12 protein-coding genes, 1 pseudogene and 2 riboswitches are annotated in these 15,764 nt (G+C 59.1%); of the genes and pseudogenes, 2 read left to right on the top strand and 11 right to left on the bottom strand.

Features of this window, described 5'->3' with window-relative positions:
• The first annotated feature begins 287 nt into the window (after window positions 1-287).
• Together ACOYW2_RS12525 and ACOYW2_RS12520 are read left to right on the top strand one after the other, a co-directional pair.
• Window positions 288-896, top strand: coding sequence for an exodeoxyribonuclease I (locus ACOYW2_RS12525; protein ID WP_482423203.1), 609 nt, complete (start codon window positions 288-290; stop codon window positions 894-896).
• Window positions 893-1,708, top strand: a complete 816-nt coding sequence (locus ACOYW2_RS12520) for a hypothetical protein (protein ID WP_482770621.1) — start codon at window positions 893-895, stop codon at window positions 1,706-1,708. Before ACOYW2_RS12525 ends, ACOYW2_RS12520 begins: the two co-directional genes overlap by 4 nt.
• Window positions 1,709-1,941: 233 nt before the next feature.
• Here ACOYW2_RS12520 and ACOYW2_RS12515 read toward each other — a convergent pair whose 3' ends face one another.
• The 11 genes and pseudogenes from ACOYW2_RS12515 to ACOYW2_RS12465 form a co-directional block, all read right to left on the bottom strand.
• A complete protein-coding gene (locus tag ACOYW2_RS12515; protein WP_482770620.1) occupies window positions 1,942-3,339 on the bottom strand; it encodes an efflux RND transporter permease subunit in 1,398 nt (465 codons plus the stop codon).
• 173 nt (window positions 3,340-3,512) lie between these two features.
• A pseudogene (locus ACOYW2_RS12510) lies at window positions 3,513-4,826 on the bottom strand (efflux RND transporter permease subunit); the annotation flags it as partial.
• A gap of 140 nt (window positions 4,827-4,966) precedes the next feature.
• Window positions 4,967-5,176 carry a hypothetical protein gene (locus ACOYW2_RS12505; RefSeq protein ID WP_482423200.1) on the bottom strand — a complete coding sequence of 70 codons (210 nt, stop codon included), beginning with the start codon at window positions 5,174-5,176 and terminating at the stop codon, window positions 4,967-4,969.
• Window positions 5,173-5,496 carry an efflux RND transporter periplasmic adaptor subunit gene (locus ACOYW2_RS12500; protein ID WP_482770619.1) on the bottom strand — a complete coding sequence of 108 codons (324 nt, stop codon included), beginning with the start codon at window positions 5,494-5,496 and terminating at the stop codon, window positions 5,173-5,175. Before ACOYW2_RS12500 ends, ACOYW2_RS12505 begins: the two co-directional genes overlap by 4 nt.
• Complete coding sequence (locus ACOYW2_RS12495; RefSeq protein WP_482770618.1) at window positions 5,469-6,314, bottom strand: efflux RND transporter periplasmic adaptor subunit; 846 nt, start codon at window positions 6,312-6,314, stop codon at window positions 5,469-5,471. Before ACOYW2_RS12495 ends, ACOYW2_RS12500 begins: the two co-directional genes overlap by 28 nt.
• Before the next feature lie 188 nt (window positions 6,315-6,502).
• Window positions 6,503-7,861 (bottom strand): TolC family protein, encoded by a 1,359-nt coding sequence (locus ACOYW2_RS12490; RefSeq protein WP_482770617.1) that lies wholly within the window; start codon window positions 7,859-7,861, stop codon window positions 6,503-6,505.
• A gap of 105 nt (window positions 7,862-7,966) precedes the next feature.
• A complete protein-coding gene (locus ACOYW2_RS12485; protein ID WP_482770616.1) occupies window positions 7,967-10,246 on the bottom strand; it encodes an LVIVD repeat-containing protein in 2,280 nt (759 codons plus the stop codon).
• Window positions 10,247-10,518: 272 nt separating this feature from the next.
• Window positions 10,519-10,965, bottom strand: coding sequence for a hypothetical protein (locus ACOYW2_RS12480; RefSeq protein WP_482770615.1), 447 nt, complete (start codon window positions 10,963-10,965; stop codon window positions 10,519-10,521).
• A 25-nt stretch (window positions 10,966-10,990) separates the two neighbouring features.
• A riboswitch (cyclic di-GMP riboswitch) is annotated at window positions 10,991-11,090 on the bottom strand.
• A gap of 71 nt (window positions 11,091-11,161) precedes the next feature.
• A riboswitch (cyclic di-GMP riboswitch) is annotated at window positions 11,162-11,240 on the bottom strand.
• A gap of 335 nt (window positions 11,241-11,575) precedes the next feature.
• Window positions 11,576-13,330, bottom strand: a complete 1,755-nt coding sequence (locus tag ACOYW2_RS12475; RefSeq protein WP_482770614.1) for an OmpP1/FadL family transporter — start codon at window positions 13,328-13,330, stop codon at window positions 11,576-11,578.
• 105 nt (window positions 13,331-13,435) lie between these two features.
• Window positions 13,436-14,518, bottom strand: a complete 1,083-nt coding sequence (locus ACOYW2_RS12470) for a transporter (RefSeq protein ID WP_482771023.1) — start codon at window positions 14,516-14,518, stop codon at window positions 13,436-13,438.
• 94 nt (window positions 14,519-14,612) lie between these two features.
• Window positions 14,613-15,362 (bottom strand): C39 family peptidase, encoded by a 750-nt coding sequence (locus ACOYW2_RS12465; protein WP_482416066.1) that lies wholly within the window; start codon window positions 15,360-15,362, stop codon window positions 14,613-14,615.
• Window positions 15,363-15,764: the final 402 nt, after the last annotated feature.

Genomic DNA, 15,764 nt, shown 5'->3' with positions numbered 1-15,764 from the left:
GACAAACAGGTTTTGTTTTTTGTGGGCGCACCTCAACCGTCCATACCCCCTCTTGTTTTTTTGTTCTACCGGAACGTTTTTGCGGAGCTTTTTTCAAAAAGCGACCCGCCGGAGGCAACTGAATTTATAAATGCGTTGGCCCGGTAAGGAGCGTCGATACCGGTTTACATCGGGGGCCTCCCGGTGTATGAAAAAACATCGCAGCCGATTCGAAAGGGGAGCAGGCACAACCGGCCTGGTCCCCTTTTGTTCATTACCGCATGACCACTCATCCCAAGGGGCGTTCCATGAAGAGCTATCTATTCTACGATCTTGAAACAAGCGGCCTGAACAAATCCTTTGACCAGATCCTTCAGTTTGCTGCCATTCGCACGGATATGCACCTCAAGGAACTGGAGCGTTACAACATCGTGGTGTCCCTTCGCCCCGACGTGGTGCCTTCCCCCATGGCCACCATCACCCATCGTATCGGCATTGAGAAATGCATGGAGGGGATCTGCGAATACGAAGCGGTGAGGCATATTCACGCCCTGATGAATCGTGAGGGAACCATTTCCCTGGGCTACAACACCCTGGGCTTTGACGACGAATTCCTGCGTTTCGCCTTTCACCGCAACCTGCTTCCCCCGTACACCCACCAGTGGGCCAACGGGTGTTCCCGCATGGACCTTTTGCCCATCACCGTATTGTACCACCTCTACAAGCCCGAGGGGCTGACCTGGCCCCGCCTGGAAGACGGACGGTCCACCCTGAAGCTTGAAAAACTCAGCCAGGCCAATGCCCTGGCCGAGGGTCAGGCCCATGACGCCCTGGTGGACGTGGAGGCGACCCTGGCCCTGGCCCGGCGCTTCATGGCTGAGGGGAAGATGTGGGAGGCTATGCCGGCGGTTTGTTGAACAAAAAGGAGGACGCCCTTCGCCTGGCCAAGCTGCCGGTAAGGCATGAGTCCTCGGCGGGCCAGCACGCCTGGGGGATCATGACCGGAAGCCGGTTCGGGGCCGAGGCGGCGTACCAGGCACCGGTTTTGGCCATCGGGGAGTCCGTGCCGTACAAAAACCAGACCCTCTGGCTCCGGCTGGACGACGAGGCCCTCATCAACGGAGAGGGGGCGGTGGAAGAGCGCGTCTGGGTTATCCGGAAACGAATGGGAGAGCCCAATGTGATCCTGCCGCCCCTGGATCGCTTTGTATCACGGCTCACCCCCGAGCGCCTGGCCCGGGTGGAAGAGAACCTCGCCTGGCTCAAGGCGCACCCCGATGAGTTTGCCCGGATCATCCGGCACCACCGGGAGTTCCGATACCCCGAAATTCCCAACCTGGATGCGGACACCTGCCTGTACCAGAACGGGTTCCTCTCCAAGGCCGAAGAGGCCTTGTGTGCCAAGTTCCACAGGGCCGGGCCCGATGCCATGGCCGAGGCCATGCAGGCCATGGCCCCCGGCCATGTGCGCGAGCTTGCCACCCGTATCCTGTTTCGCAACTACCCTGAGTTTTCCGATGAAGAGGTGTTCGAGGCCTTTGAAACCTTCATGGCGCGAGTCCATCCGCAAGGGGAGGAACCCCCCATGGTGGACTTCAGGGGCGATGCCCGCCTGACACCGGCCGCCGCCATGGAAGAGATTGCCCGGGTGCGGGCCGAGGTCTCCCTGGACGAGGAGCAGGGCCAGCTGCTGGATGAGCTGGAAGGGTATCTGTCCAGCAATTTTTAAAAAGCTGCCTCCGGCGGCGAGGTGAGCCACCTCGAAAGCTTATTGCCATTGCGCTTTGCCCTTCGTGCCTCAGGGCAAAGCGCAATGGCCTTCGGCTCGGGCTTCGCCCGACAAAAACGCGACCGGAACGTTTTTGCGGAGCTTTTTGCAAAAAGCGACCCGCCGGAGGTATTTTTTTGAATGGTTCCGTTTTTTATGGGCCGCGGCGTGTTGCCGCGGCCTTTTTTTGTTTTTTAAACCGCCTGCTCGTCGTCCCGCCGTGTGGCCAGGAGGCTGTAGAGGGTGGGGACCACCACCAGGGTGAGGGCCGTTGCGATGACCAGGCCGAAGATGACCACAACGGACATGGACTTCCAGTACTGGGAGGTCTCGCTCAAGGTGGAGATGGTGCGCTCCCGAAAGTTGATGGAGATGCCCGTTACCATGGGGATCAGGCCCAGGACCGTGGTGACGGCGGTGAGCATGACGGGCCTTAAGCGTGTGGCGCCGGCGGCGATGATGGCCTCGGTGGTCTCCATGCCGCTTTCCCGGAGTTTGTTGGTGTAGTCGATGAGGACGATGGCGTTGTTGACCACCACCCCGGCCAGGGAGATGACGCCCACCCCGCTCATGATGATGCCGAAGGGGTAGCCCATGACGGTGAGCCCCAGAAACACCCCTCCGAAGGAGAGGATCACCGATGTGAGAATGATAACGGGTTGTGCCACGGAGTTGAAGAGGGTGACGAGGATCAGAAAGATCAGGAGGATGGCCAGCATAAATGCCCGGGAGAGGAAGGCTTTTGCCTTTTGCTCTTCTTCGTTTTCCCCGGTGAAGGTGAGGGTGTAGCCCTCGGGCAGGGGAAAGGTGCGGAGAAGGGCTTCGGCTTCGCTGCGCAGGACGGTCCCCGGCTTGATCTGTTCATCGACGTTGGCTTTGACCGTCACCACCCGGTTGTGGTTGATGCGGGTAATATCCCCCAGGCTCCCGGTGTAGTGCATGTGGGAGAGGGCGGACAGAGGAATGAGGGTGCCGTCTTCGGCGGGGATGAGCAGGGTGTGCAGGGTCTCCGGGGCGTTTCGGAAGTGCTCGGGCATGCGCACGGTGATGTCGTACTCATCACCGGCCTCCCGGTAGGTGGAGACCTTGGTGCCGTTGTAGGCGGTTTTCAGGGCGGCTCCCACGGCACCGGTGGAGAGGCCGAAGAGGGCCGCCCGCTTTCGGTCGATGCGAATGCGAATGGTGGGGATGTTGTAGCTGTAGTCGTCCCGGACATCTTCGATGCCCGGGATGGTGGCGATGATGTTCTGGACCTCGGATGCGAGGCGGCCCAGGGTGGCAAAGTCATCCCCTGCGATTTCGATGTTCACCGGGGCACCGGTGGGGGGACCTCCCTCCTCTTTTTTGACGGTGACGCGGGCTCCGGCGATGTGTTTGACGCGCTCCCGGAACCGGGGGATGGCGTCTTTGGACGGCCGGGTACGGTTCTCGTAGTCCACGAACTGGATACCCAGGTGGTTGGGGGAGTTCTGGGCAAACAGGTTGCTGCCGAACCTGCGGACACTGTTGGCATAGATGTATTCGATGTTGTTGAAGTCGCTGGGCGCCGAGAAGGTGCGGCCCTTTCGGTCCGTATGCTGCCGAAGGGACATGGCCTCCCGGTATGCGTCGTCCGTTGGGCGCGCGCCGCATGCCGAGGCGATGCACATCTCCACTTTACGCACGATGCCGTCGCAGTAGTCCAGGTAGCCCCTCCAGGAGATGATGTCAACAAGACGTTCTGTGGGTCCACGGACGGGAAGAACTCCATGGGCTTTTCAATGCCCACGGCCAGGAGCCAGAGATAAAAGAGGATGAACAGGGTGAGAAAAGCCCCGGTGATCACCTTGGCCCGGTGTTTTAAGGCCACATGGAGGGTGGCGGCATAGGTCACCAGGAGCCTTCCCCGGATTTCTACCGGGGTCTCCATCGGGGTCTCCATCGGGGTCTGTCCGGGCGGTGAAAACCGGTCTTCACCGGTGGGGACTGGGGGCGTTTTGACACGCATGATAAAGGCGGCCAGGGCCGGGTTGATGACCAGGGCCACGAAGAGGCTGGCCGTGAGGGTGACGATGAGGGTCAGGGGCAGGTAGCGCATGAACTCGCCCATGATCCCTGGCCAGTAGAGCATGGGGAAAAAGGCGGCCAGGGTGGTGAGGGTGGAGCCGATGACCGGGTAGGCCACCTCTGATGAGGCCATCATGGCGGCCTGGGTGCGCGAGGCGCCCTGTTCCATGAATCGGTAGATGTTCTCCACAATGACGATGGCGTTGTCCACCAGCATGCCCAGGGCCAGGGTCAGGGAGAAGAGCACCACCATGTTCAGGGTGATGCCCAGCACATGGAGAACGGTGAAGCTGATGAGCATGGAAAGGGGGATGGCCAGGCCCACGATGATGGCGTTGCGGAACCCCAGGACAAACAGGAGGACCCCCACCACGAGAATGAGGCCGGAGAGGATGTTGTTCTCCAGGTCCGCCACCATAAGACGAATGTTCTTCTCCTTGTTCATCAGCTTGGTGATGCGGGTGGTTTCTGACCACCCCGTGCGGTGGTGGGCCACGATGCGGTCCAGCTCCGCGCAGATGGCAAGGACGTTTTCTCCGCTGCGCTTTTTCACGGAGATGTTGACGGCCTCGTGGCCGTTGAGCCGGGCCCTGCTCTCCTCCTCCTTGAAGGTATCCAGGGCCCGGGCCAGCTCTTTCAGGTACACGGGCCTGCCGTCGTGATCCTTGACCACGATGCCCATGATCTCTTCCGGCGAATCGAACTCCCCGGGGACCCTCAGCTGGTATCGTCCGTCACCCATGTTGACGGCACCTCCCGAGGTGTTGGTGTTCTCCCGGGTGACGGCCAGGGAGAAATCAGAGATGGGGATGTGGTACCAGGCGAGTTTTTCCGGGTCCACCTCAATGAGGATCTCCCGTTCCTGGCCGCCGGTGACCGTGACCTCCAGAACCCCTGCCACCGATTCCATGTCCTCCTGGAGGTCGTCTGCCAGCCGTTTGAGAGCTGTGCTGCCCTGGGGGCCGCTCAAAGAATAGACCACGATGGGCAATTCCGAGATATTGACTTCGAACACAGACGGGTCCTCTTCCATGTAGAGGGGCGGGTCCGCTTCGGCTCGTCCACCTTGTTGTCCTGACCTTGCGAGACTCCGTGCATGAATGTCGGTCTAAAGCTCAATTGTTGGTTTGGCTAGGGCCACTGAAGCTGACCGAGCTCAATTTTTTCACCCCTTCAAGGCCTTAATTTTTTGATGGGGATGGTGGAGATTAGATGACGAGGCGATTGCTTTGTAGCACGTGCTGAGTAGACATAGGGGATGGTGATGTCCGGTTCGTCTTCCCGTGGAAGCACCGAGTAGGCGTAGCAGCCCACCAGCACGATGATCACCGACAGCACCAGTACACTGATGCGGTTTTTGACAGCGGTATCCGGGATGATCATGGCTGCAGCTCCCCGGCCTTGTTGGCTCGGCGGACCACGTTGACCTTTCGGCCCTCGCTCACCGACCGCTGCCCCACCACGATGACCTTGTCTCCCGACGCCAGGCCGGAGGTCACCTCCACCATCCATCCTTCCTGAATCCCTGTGGTCACCTCCCGGGCCGTGGCAATGCCCTCCTGTTCCAGAAAGACCACCTGGGTGTCTTTTCGGGTGATGAGGGCGTACAGGGGAACCACAAGGGCCTTTTTCCGAATCTTTTTCACCAGGTCCACCCGGGCGAACATGTCGGGGATCAACAGCCCTTCGTCATTGGGAAACAACGAGTTCCAGTCGTAGAGGCGGGCCGCCCGCAGACCTGGCCAGGCGGCGGGACAGTTCCCCTTGAAATGGTGGCGCCTAACGTTTCGTTTAGGATGGAAACGGAAAAAGAGGCCATGGTGCGGATGTGGCGGACATCGGATTCAGGAATGCCCACGCGGATTTTCACGGGGTTGAGATCCACCAGTTTGCAGATGGGGCTCCCGGCGGTTACAAAGGCGCCCTTGTCGATGAGGTAGGCGTCGAGGTACCCGGAAAAAGGGGCCTTAACCCGGCATTTGTCCAGGTCCAGGCGGGTGGCGGTCAAGACGCTTCGCGCCTCCTCCAGGGCCGCTTCGGCCTGGTCCAGGTCCGATTGGGTAGCAAGATTGGTGCGGTTAAGGTTGGTCAGGCGCCTTGCCGTTGCCCGGGCCGACTCAAAAGAGGCCGTGGCTGCCTGGTGGCGTGCAGCAAACCGGGAGGTGTCGAGTTGCGCCAGAATGTCCCCCGCCTTGACGGCCTCACCTTCTTCACGCGTCTTTTTTACAAGGACGGCCGAGACTTCCGAGGGCACCAGGAGTTCCTGGTTGGCACGGACCTCACCGGGGAGGGTGACGCGGTCCCTGATGACGGTGGGCGCAAGGGTGAGGGTCACCACATTGACGGGTGGCTGGCCCTCTTTTCGTTGGTCCCGGCGTGCCTTGGCCACAGCTTCCGCTTTGATGGCCACCGTGATGTAGAGTCCCAGGAGAACCACAAACAAAAGGAACACAGGCCACCAGGCCGCACAGGCCGTCAGGGCTTTTTTAGCAAAGGGTGGGTGGGGTGGTTTGGGCGTCATTCCACGTCTCTTTCATTGCTGTGTCTGCATGGAAAATAAAAAAGCGAAAGGGTTACTTTCCCCAGTGCCTTTAGATGGTCAAAGCCAGGTTAAAAAGCAGGCCTTCGGCGGATCTTAAAGCCTGTTTGTTAAACTTTTCAATCGTTTGGTTCCCGGAAAGACCGCCGGAGGCCTCTTTGCCCTTGCCATCAGCCATTGGGGGCGCTTTGGGATGCCGGGACGGGGAGCATGGGCACCCCCGAGGTGTACCGGAGGCGGATGGCGGCCAGCTGCAGGGCAAACCGGGCGTCGGCCAGCTGATTTTCTGCCTCCACGAACCGTGTGTTGGCGTCGATGAGGTCCAGGCTCTCGGCCAGGCCTTCGTCAAACCGCCGGGTGACGGAATCCAGGAACTGCCGGGCGAAGGTGAGGCTCTCTTCCAGGGCCCGGACCCTGAGTGACTCGGTGTTGTGATCGTACCAGGCCCGCTCCACGGCCAGGCGGATCTCTTTGGTTTTCCGGGCCAGCCTGTAGTCTACGGATCGCTTGTCCGAGAGGCTTTTTCGGACGTCGGCCCTGCGCAGTCCGCCGTCCACCAGGGGAAGGGAGAGGGTAAGGCTTGCCGTGTATCGGGTGGTGTCCAGGTCGAAATCCACCTCCAGGTCGTCGTAGCTGCCGTCCACACGGCTATCCGTACGTCCGGCCGACCCTTCGAGGGTGAGTTTGGGCCAGTACGTGCTTTTGGCCACGGCGACTTCCTTGTCGGCCACGCTGGACGCGATGACCAGGGATTTGAGCTCGGGGCGGTTTTGGGTGGCCAGGGTCACGCACTCCTCAAGGCTGAGGTCCGACGGGGCCGGGATCTTCTCCGGCGGCTCAAGTTGAAAATCGTCCGGCAGGGGAACCAGTCGCTGGAGAGCCCGTCTGTTTACGATGCGCTGGTTCAGGGCCTCCTTGAGTTCTGCCCGCCCGCCGGCGACTTCGGCGTCGGAACGAAATTGCTCGGTGCGGGTGAGGAGCCCGGCCTGGATGCGACGCACGACCGCGTCCCTGTTGGAGATGAGCCGGGTCAGGTTTGCATCGGCGATGGCAACGCCTTTTTCGCTGCGGATGACGCCCACAAAGGTGACAGCCACCTGGAGGATGTAGTCATGGCGTGCAGCGGTGAGGTCCATGGTGGCTTTTTCAACGAGTTCGCCCGAGGCTTTGTAGACAATGAGTTCCCGCCCGTTAAGGTAAAAGCTGTACTGGAACCCCAGCCCGGCAAAGGTACCGTACCGAGTCTCCTCGATCTGGTTGGGCGGGGCGTAGGCCCCTTGGATCTCCGTGTCGCTTCCGTCCAGTCGGCCGGTGAGCTCCACAGTGGGGATCAGCACGGACCGGGCGCGAAGGCGGTCCTGCTCCGCTGCATAGAGGGACTCTTCGGCCAGCCTGATGTCCTCGGCATAGGGCAGCGCTTTTTCGATACACGCCCGCAGGGTGATGGGCCCGGGTTCTGCCATGGGCGACGTGGGGCTGATCCATGCGCAAAGGAGAAGCAGGGGCACTGTCATAAGAGATCGGTTCATGGTCACCTGTCGTGCATGGTATCGGTGATGCGATCGCAAGGGTGCGCACATCATAGCCAGAGTCAAAACATGCTTTCATTATTGCGGAAGGGCCGGAATACTTCGTCAGTTCAGGGTACGGATGAAGCAGCCGGAGGAGTCGTCGTGCCAGACCTGCTCCTGGGAGTTGTCGTTTTCGGTGGTCTGGCGAACGGTGAGGCCGCCCTGGCCGTCGGCGATGTAGGCTGCGCGAAGGGCCGGGCTGTCCGAACTGAGTCCCCCGGTGGTGGCGGCGACGACGGCCCTGGGGGTGCCCGGTGAGGTCTCCCGGGACAGCAGCCCCGGGGCTGCGGGGTCGGACAGGTCCAGGATGAGGAGGTTGTCCGTGGCCTGATCTGTGACAGCATACAGGTTGTTGTTGTCCGTATAGAAGAGGTCGATGACGTGGCCTGTATCCATGGAGTAGCCACCCTCCCTTGCCGGGGTGATCAGGGCCGGGGTGTTTTGATTGGAGAACAGGTCCAGAGAGACAATCCCTGCGGCATCATCGGCAACACAGACATAGCGGCTGCCGTCCGACGACACGCTGACGGTGTTGGCAAGGCCCTGGGTGTAAGATGCCTCAATGCCGTGGGACAGTTTTTCCGGATCATCCGGGTCGGAGAAGAGGTCCACAATCTGGAACCCCTGGGGGCCGCATGCCACAAGGAGGTAATCCGTCCCAAAAGGCTCCATGGCCGTGGGGGTGCCGGGAAGCCCCGTAAAAAGAATTTTATCTTCTATGGCGATTTTGTGGACCGTGGGGACACTTGGAAGAACGGGCAGGGGAAAGGAGAAGAGGTTGCCCGTGTCGGTGAGGACGTGAAGAAAGTCGATGTTTTCCTGATTGATGTTTTTGGTGGAGACGGCAACGGCAAGGGGGCTCTCTCCGTCGAGATGTTCCATGGCAAGGGGTTCAAGCTCAAGGGGCGCTTTGGACGACGGCGCTTCGGGGTTGGTCAGGTCGTCCGGTGAAGAGATATAAGTGCTGTTCATGGAGTAGCAGCAGACCCCCACGCTTTTGTCGGCGATGAAGAGGCGGTAGAAGTCGTTATCCACGGCAAGGTCGCAGGCCTGGCCGTCCGTGGGGCCGAAAAAAAGACAGGTGGGCTGGGTGGCGTTGTTGATATCCATGACGCGGAATCCGGCTGAGGCGCTGTCCAGACCATCCACGAAAAGCAGGGTGTCATTCCTGATCAAGATCCTGTCCACGGCAAAGGGGGTGTCCACATGGTCGCCCTGGCTGGGGTTTGTCGGGTCGGAGAGGTCGATTTGGGACAGGCCGCTTCGGATGTCCATGAGAAACAGCGTGTTGGGGGAACTCTGATGCAGGGCCCCTGCTCCTTCCTGGGCAAGGGTACCCACCACGGCTTTGTCGGAGAGCCTCATCACCTGGACACCGGGCGGGTTGCTGTTTTCGGCCGCAAGGGTGGTGATGCATCCATAGGCCCCTTCTATGGACAGGTCCATGGGGTAGCCCAGGGTCACTCCGTCCGAGCCGGAGGGCGGGTAGGTCTGAAACAGGTAAGGGGGGGCATCTTGTATGTGGAATGAGAGGTAATTTCCCATGGAGTTTTCGATGACATGGGCCGTGTCGCCTGAAACCCGAAGGGTGAGGGTGCTCATGTAGAGCAGCGCGTTGGAAGACAGGTTCGGGATGTCAAAGACCAGTTTCCCCAACCCTTTGATCTCCCACTGCTCGTGGAGGCCTTTCTCCATGTCGATAAGACCCATTTCTCTGCCTTGGGTCACGGTGAGGATGCAGTCGTGGCCGGTGCTTTTGTTCCACCGTGCCATGTCCACCAGCATGGTGTATTCCGCAAGGGAGAGTTCCTGACGAGCCACCTCGTCCAGGGCCAGGCTGCCTTTAAACTTAAAGACACGGTAGCCGAAGTTGGCGTCCATGGTGGCGATGAGATGGGCATCGTAAGCCTGGAAACCCACGGCCCCCTTGATATTGAGGGCCGCCGGTCCGGTGGTGTTTTTTCGGGGAAAGTCCGATTCGGTGACCACGGAATTCTCGTTCAGGGAGAAGGCGCCGTCAAAGGCCACGACCTGCAATCCACCGGTGCCGCAGGCGGCGATGATGTATTTTTTTTCTCCTACCTCCAGGTAATCAATGGTGACGATGCCCTCAGGCGCGTTGAGGCGAATGGAGACGGGGTCTGTGGTGGCTTCAAAGTTTGTCTTTGGATACGCCGCCAGGGTATCCCCGTTGGCACCGAAGAGGATGGAGTCATTGCCGACAAGTGTTTTTTTTACTCCTGCCGGCCACCGCGTGCCCATGGGGGAAAATTGATCGGCCAGGGAGAGGACCGGGAGAAGGAGAATCGCCAGCAACAGGATGAGTGTTTGTCGGTTTATCATGTGACCTCCCGAGGGTTGGATGTCTTTTAATGCTAACAATGTTTACAATAATGTAGTGCAGTTTCCTGCCGGTGTCAACATGGTGAGTTTTGAAAGAATGGGCCTGGAAAGGGTTGTTTGGTGGGGCAAAGGGGGCTTTGTGAGGCGGGCTTTAGATAGCGGGTGTGTTCCCTCGGTGGTTTGAGGCCCCCTTGCTTCCTTACGTGGGGGGTAACGGCGGCGTAAGGCAGGCAGGGGGGCGCTCTCGTCGGTCTGGGCTTCAGCCCTTGCGGTCAACGGACGGTGACGCGGACCGTTCCGCGGGTGGTGACCCGGATGTACTCCATGGAGACCGTGCCCAGGCTGTTGCCGGTTCCCGTGGGGTCCCCGAGAAGAAGGCTGGTCTTGTAATTCTGGGCGGTGAACCCCGGGTTTTGAATGTCAAAGGAGTAGGATGAACCGTCATCGGCAACCCGGATGGCGCTGAGGTTGCCGGTGTGCTCCTCAATGGCTGCTTGAAAGAGGCCGGCTGTGGCTGCGCTCGCTCCGAGGTGAAGGCTGTTGGAGAACAGGTCCTGTTGAAAGCCCGCATAATTGCCTATGGTTGCAAAGCCCGCCTGACCGGTGATTTCGGCCAGTTCCGTGTCGCTCATGGCAACGACTCGGGCGTGGGCGGTTGATCCAAGGGCCAAAACAACAAGCACGCAAAGCAGGGCAGGGATAAGGGTGATCTTTTTCATGGTGTTCTCCTTTGCCGCCTGTGCGGCTGGTAACCCGGCTGCCCGGGATGCGGCAGGGTGTGACCTGTCGTCCCGGGCCCGTGGCTTTCCGTCCCAGAGTCGCCCCTGGTTTGGCGTGTTCGGAGGCAGCCCGGCTGTCCGTTGACCGGTCAAGCGATGTCGCGTGCGCTGCTTAACCCGTTCGGGAGCCTTTCCGCTTGGCAAATGGGCTTCCCATATGGCTCGGATCCGTGGCTTTCCGTCCCGGGGTTTCCCCCGGTTTGGCGTGGGGGCCGCACGGATGTGCGGCTGGTTGGTCTGTGGGGATGAAGTTTCAAGAAGCGTGCCAGGGAAAGGCTCCCGCGAGGTGTGGTCGGGCAGAGGCGGGCGGTGCAAGGGGTGGGGCATGTTTCAGGTGTCAGGATCGTGACGAAAGCAAGACAGAATCGACAAATAGGGAGACAACAAAGGGGATGGGGGCTTCAGTATTGTGAACGGATGAACCGGATTGCGTATGGTCACGGGAGGTTGCTGTGGTGGGTGGGTGCCGGGGCGTTTCGTGGTGGAGGGGTTTTGCAGGGCGGCATGCTACCGCTTATGCCCGGCAAGGGCGTATGGGGGTGCCGGAGCGCTATTCGTCGTCAAAGGGGTTGAGGAAATGGTACGCACTTTTTACCATTTCCGCTTGATGATGCATGTGTTCCTTCATGACGGTGATAGGCATGCTGACATTGACGGAGACGATGTAGGCTTCCATCTCCTGCTTAAAATCGAGGCCGGCGTAGGGGTTGTATACGGGTCGGTTGAAGTCCGTGGAGTTCATGTTGATGCTGCCGTCGTTGGGGATTTCCACGGTATCTCCCAACAGGTAGGCAAAGGAGACATCAATGACCACGTCATTCTTGGTTTTGATACCAAAGCCCGTGCCGAAGTTGTGGATGTCCGGAACCGCGTACATGGCATCGTAGAGGTCCTCCTGCACCGAGGTGGGGCGCCATTCGTAGCCGAACCGCCATGTGAACCAGTCCGTGGGAAAGAGCTCGATTCCGGCGGCCCAGCTGATGGTGTCTTCGAAATCCCTTCGGATGATCAGGGCGTCCGGGCCGCCTGTGTAGCCCATGAGGGTTGCAAACCTCAGGAAATCGGCCTGCCGGTCAAAGGTGAAGGTGTCCTTGTTCATGACGGACCAGTCTACCCAGTTGACGTCGAAGAGGAACTGGAAATACCGTGAAGGCTTCAAGGCCACCCCTGCCTGGATGCGTTGCGGGATGGTCATGTTGCTGGTGACATAGCCGCTCTGGTTCTCTCCGTCCGTGGGAAGGTTGAGCATGGCGGCGGTAACGGGCAGGATGTTGCCCTCACCGAGCCAGTCGATCATGGCCTTGAACTGCTGGGAGTACTGAACATTCCAGTTGCCCACCTGTTCCACCTTGATTTCGCTTTGGTAGGTGATGCCCAGGGAGAGCCAGCTTAGTGGTTCATAAAGGATGCCCACGTTGTAGTTTGGCGAAAAATCGTCCCGCAGGCTCATGTCGAGCTCGGCCACCTTGTCGTACGGGGCCACACCCCCGCCGAACCAGGGTGGGGGCAGGGTCATCTGGCTGATGATGGGGATGTTGAGATCTTTGGTGGCGTCTCCCAGAACCCTGGTGAGGGCGGTCAACTCGTTTGGCATGCGCATGTCGAGCTCGGCGTAGGTTGCGGTCTGGCCCAAGCCCACGGTAAACCCGACGGAGAATTTGTCGTTGACCTTGTAGCTCAGGGCCGGGGCGGCATAAATAAGGTGCTGTTGGCCCAGGGCCTTGGCCTGGTAGCGGATGGGGTTGTCGTCGTCGTCAAAGGTGAGCCCCACGGCGTAAGGGGAGTAGTTTGCATAGGCAAAGGTCCACTTGGAGTCTTTTTTCCGTGAGGAGATCCCCAGGGACGGTCCCGCCAGAAAGGGGATTGTGTCGTTGTACAGGGGAACATACATGGAAGGGCCGCTGCTTCCCGTAGTGCCGGCAAGGGGATCGACCTTGGATTCCTCCGAAGCCCCGTTGGGGTGTCCTACGGGGTTGGGGCTGGACCCGTCCATGAACGGCTGCATGTCCGGGTCCGCGGTCAGGCTGATATCGATACAGATAAAGGGGAGGGTCAGGCCCTGGCTGAAGGCCTGGTCGGGCAGCTTAGTGAGGCCCGCTGGGTTGTAGTGAACACTCATGATACCGGGGGGATCCGCCGTGCAGGCGTTTCCCAGGGCAATGGCACGGGTGGAGACGGCCATCTGTTCCACAAACATGGCCCTGGCATGTGGTGGGACACAGATCAGCAGGCAGAGCACCGCAAGAGTTGAAACAGCCGATATGTGCCATCGCATGCGCAAGGTGTTCACAGCTCTTCTCATCATGGTTTCCTTAAAGGCTCTGGGGCCGGGTTCGTTTTAAGCTGATGGCTTCTTCATGGGACCCTGAAGAAGGAACCGGGACATTGTCTGCCGGCGCGTCTCTGGCGTTTACAGGTCGTAGTTGAAGGGCATGGAGAACGACAGCGTGAAATCGGAGGTGGCATCGGTGAGGCCGACGCCCACGGTGATGTTCATGGAGCTTTCCGGGGAGAGTTTCCAGCCGGTACCGATGTTCAGGGAGGCTGCCGTGGATGTGCCTGACTTGTTTTGTTCTCCGCCGTGCCACTCAAATTCGTAGCTTGTGGTGTGAGAGTACTGGCAACTCAGGTGCAGGGTCACCTGGTAGGAGAGGGCATAGGCGATACCCAGGGAGCCGCCGAAGGTATCGCCAGGAGAGACCTCTTTAAGGGCCGTAGCCCCGTTGGGGCCGTTGCGGGTCTGGTTGAGGTCTGTCACGTCATGGGCGTAGCGGTAGGAGAGGCTGCCGAAGGCCATGATGGGGTCGATGGGTTTGCTGATGGAGAGCTCCGCAAGAACGGAGTAATATCCCGAGCCGGTGGACAGAGCGTTGTCCACATCGATTTCGTAGGGGCTGGTGCCGGAGGGCACGATGAGGGAGGTGTTGAGAATGTATGAAGCGCGGCCTGTGGATGTGGGCAGGGGCTGCCACTGGAGCCCGAAGCTGATGTCTCCGATGTCGGTGGCGTTGCGTTCCGATGCGGTGGATTGCTGGTCCCATTTGTAGACAAAGGGAATGGCTCCGTTGACGGTGAGGTTGTTTTTCAGGCCGTACTGCACGCTCACGCTGCTGTAAAGGGTGTGGTTGTTGGTGGTAGGGGTGATTGTTGTTGGTCTGCGACATTCGAGGATATCCGTGGAGTTGAAGGCGTAGCTGGCCCCGTAAGTGACCCCCAGGGAGCCCTCCCGGCGAAGGATATACTCCAGGCCGATGGCCGTGAGGATCCGTTCGGTCTCTTCGGCCTTCTCCTCTGTGGTGGCTTCGAGTTGTTCGCGGACCTGAGCCGCCTGCTTCATGGCAGCCATCTCTTTTTTCAGCTGTTCAAGCTCGGTGGCAATGGATTCGAGGGCTGCCTGATCCGTACCTGCTGCCTCCTCCGCCCAGGTCAACGCCGGGAGAATAAGGATTCCCATGGCCACGATCCATGTAAGCAGTATGCCGGCTCTTCTCATCAAAACCGCCTCCTTCATCAGGGGTGAACACGCTGGGGTCGTTGGGGGAAACAAACCTGCCTGCCGTTCTGGGTTAATATCACATTGGAATCGATTAATTTTTGAAGTAGAGCGTGTCTCCACTGGACTGGTTGAGCTCCCGCTGGATATCGAGCTGTCGTTCCACCTTGTCCTGTTCGAACAGTGCAAAGCGGGTGATCTCTTCATCGATGAACCGCAGGTCATCCCGGATCAGGGCCAAATTGCCCAGTGGCCGGGAGTCTTTGTCCGATACGATGAACATGACGTTCTTGAACCAGATGTTTTTGAATTGGGGGACGGTGTAGCTGCTGTGACCGCGCCAGGGATCCGCAACAAAGACGTGGCCCCTGTGGATCCCCTTGACCACCACGAAGTGGCGGTACCCGAAGAATTTGATGGGCACGATACAGGGCCAGTATTCGGCGGAAGCCAAATCCTCGATGGATGCCGTGTAGCCGTTTGCTTCATAGCCCAGCACCGTGACGAATTTTTTCATGTCCAGAAGGGAAAAAGCCCGGCGTTCCTTGATGCGTTTGACATCTCCGTATTTCAACAGGCCCCAGATGACCTGTTGCTCGGTAAACTGCTCGCCGAAGTGAAATTTCAGCAGGGTCGCAAGGGCTGCGGATCCACAACTGTAATCGTAATTCTGTTTGACAATCCGTCGTTTTTCGATCTCCGTAATGGACTCCACGGGGTGGCTGATACCGAACTGGGGTCTCTCCAGATCGAGAACCGTCACCTGGTTTTCCGGGGTCTTGGCCAGGGGATGGTAGATGGTGAAAAAACCGACACCGATAAGAAAAGCAGCAAGAATATGCATGCGTCCATCCTTGGGAATTTAAATTTGCAGTGGGGGGCGAGCCTGGCCTGATTCCATTATCGTAACGGAGTCTGTTGTTCTGAATGGCTGCATTCCACCCCATCGGACTGTTTTGTGATATGAGTATTCAGTTTTTAAGACTCGTGATTAAATAGATAAACAATGTTTCTATCAAGCGGAAAAAAAACTGTAAAGCATTATTTACAGTGTCCTGAGCCCGGTTGTGGGTAGATGAATAGTCCGCGGCACAGTCGTCAAAAGGATTTCGATATCACAAACGGGCAGGCTCAGTGATGTCCGTGGCTGGGAGAGGTTCTGTAGTTGCGTCTCCCCGTGGTCAATATCAAAGTGCTATCCTGTTTGTGGGCCTTCGCCGGTATGGTTTGCCCGGGAGTTTCAGGG

This window comes from Desulfoluna sp. CLI2B (assembly GCF_056847375.1).
This window is presented reverse-complemented; position numbering and strand designations above follow the sequence as displayed.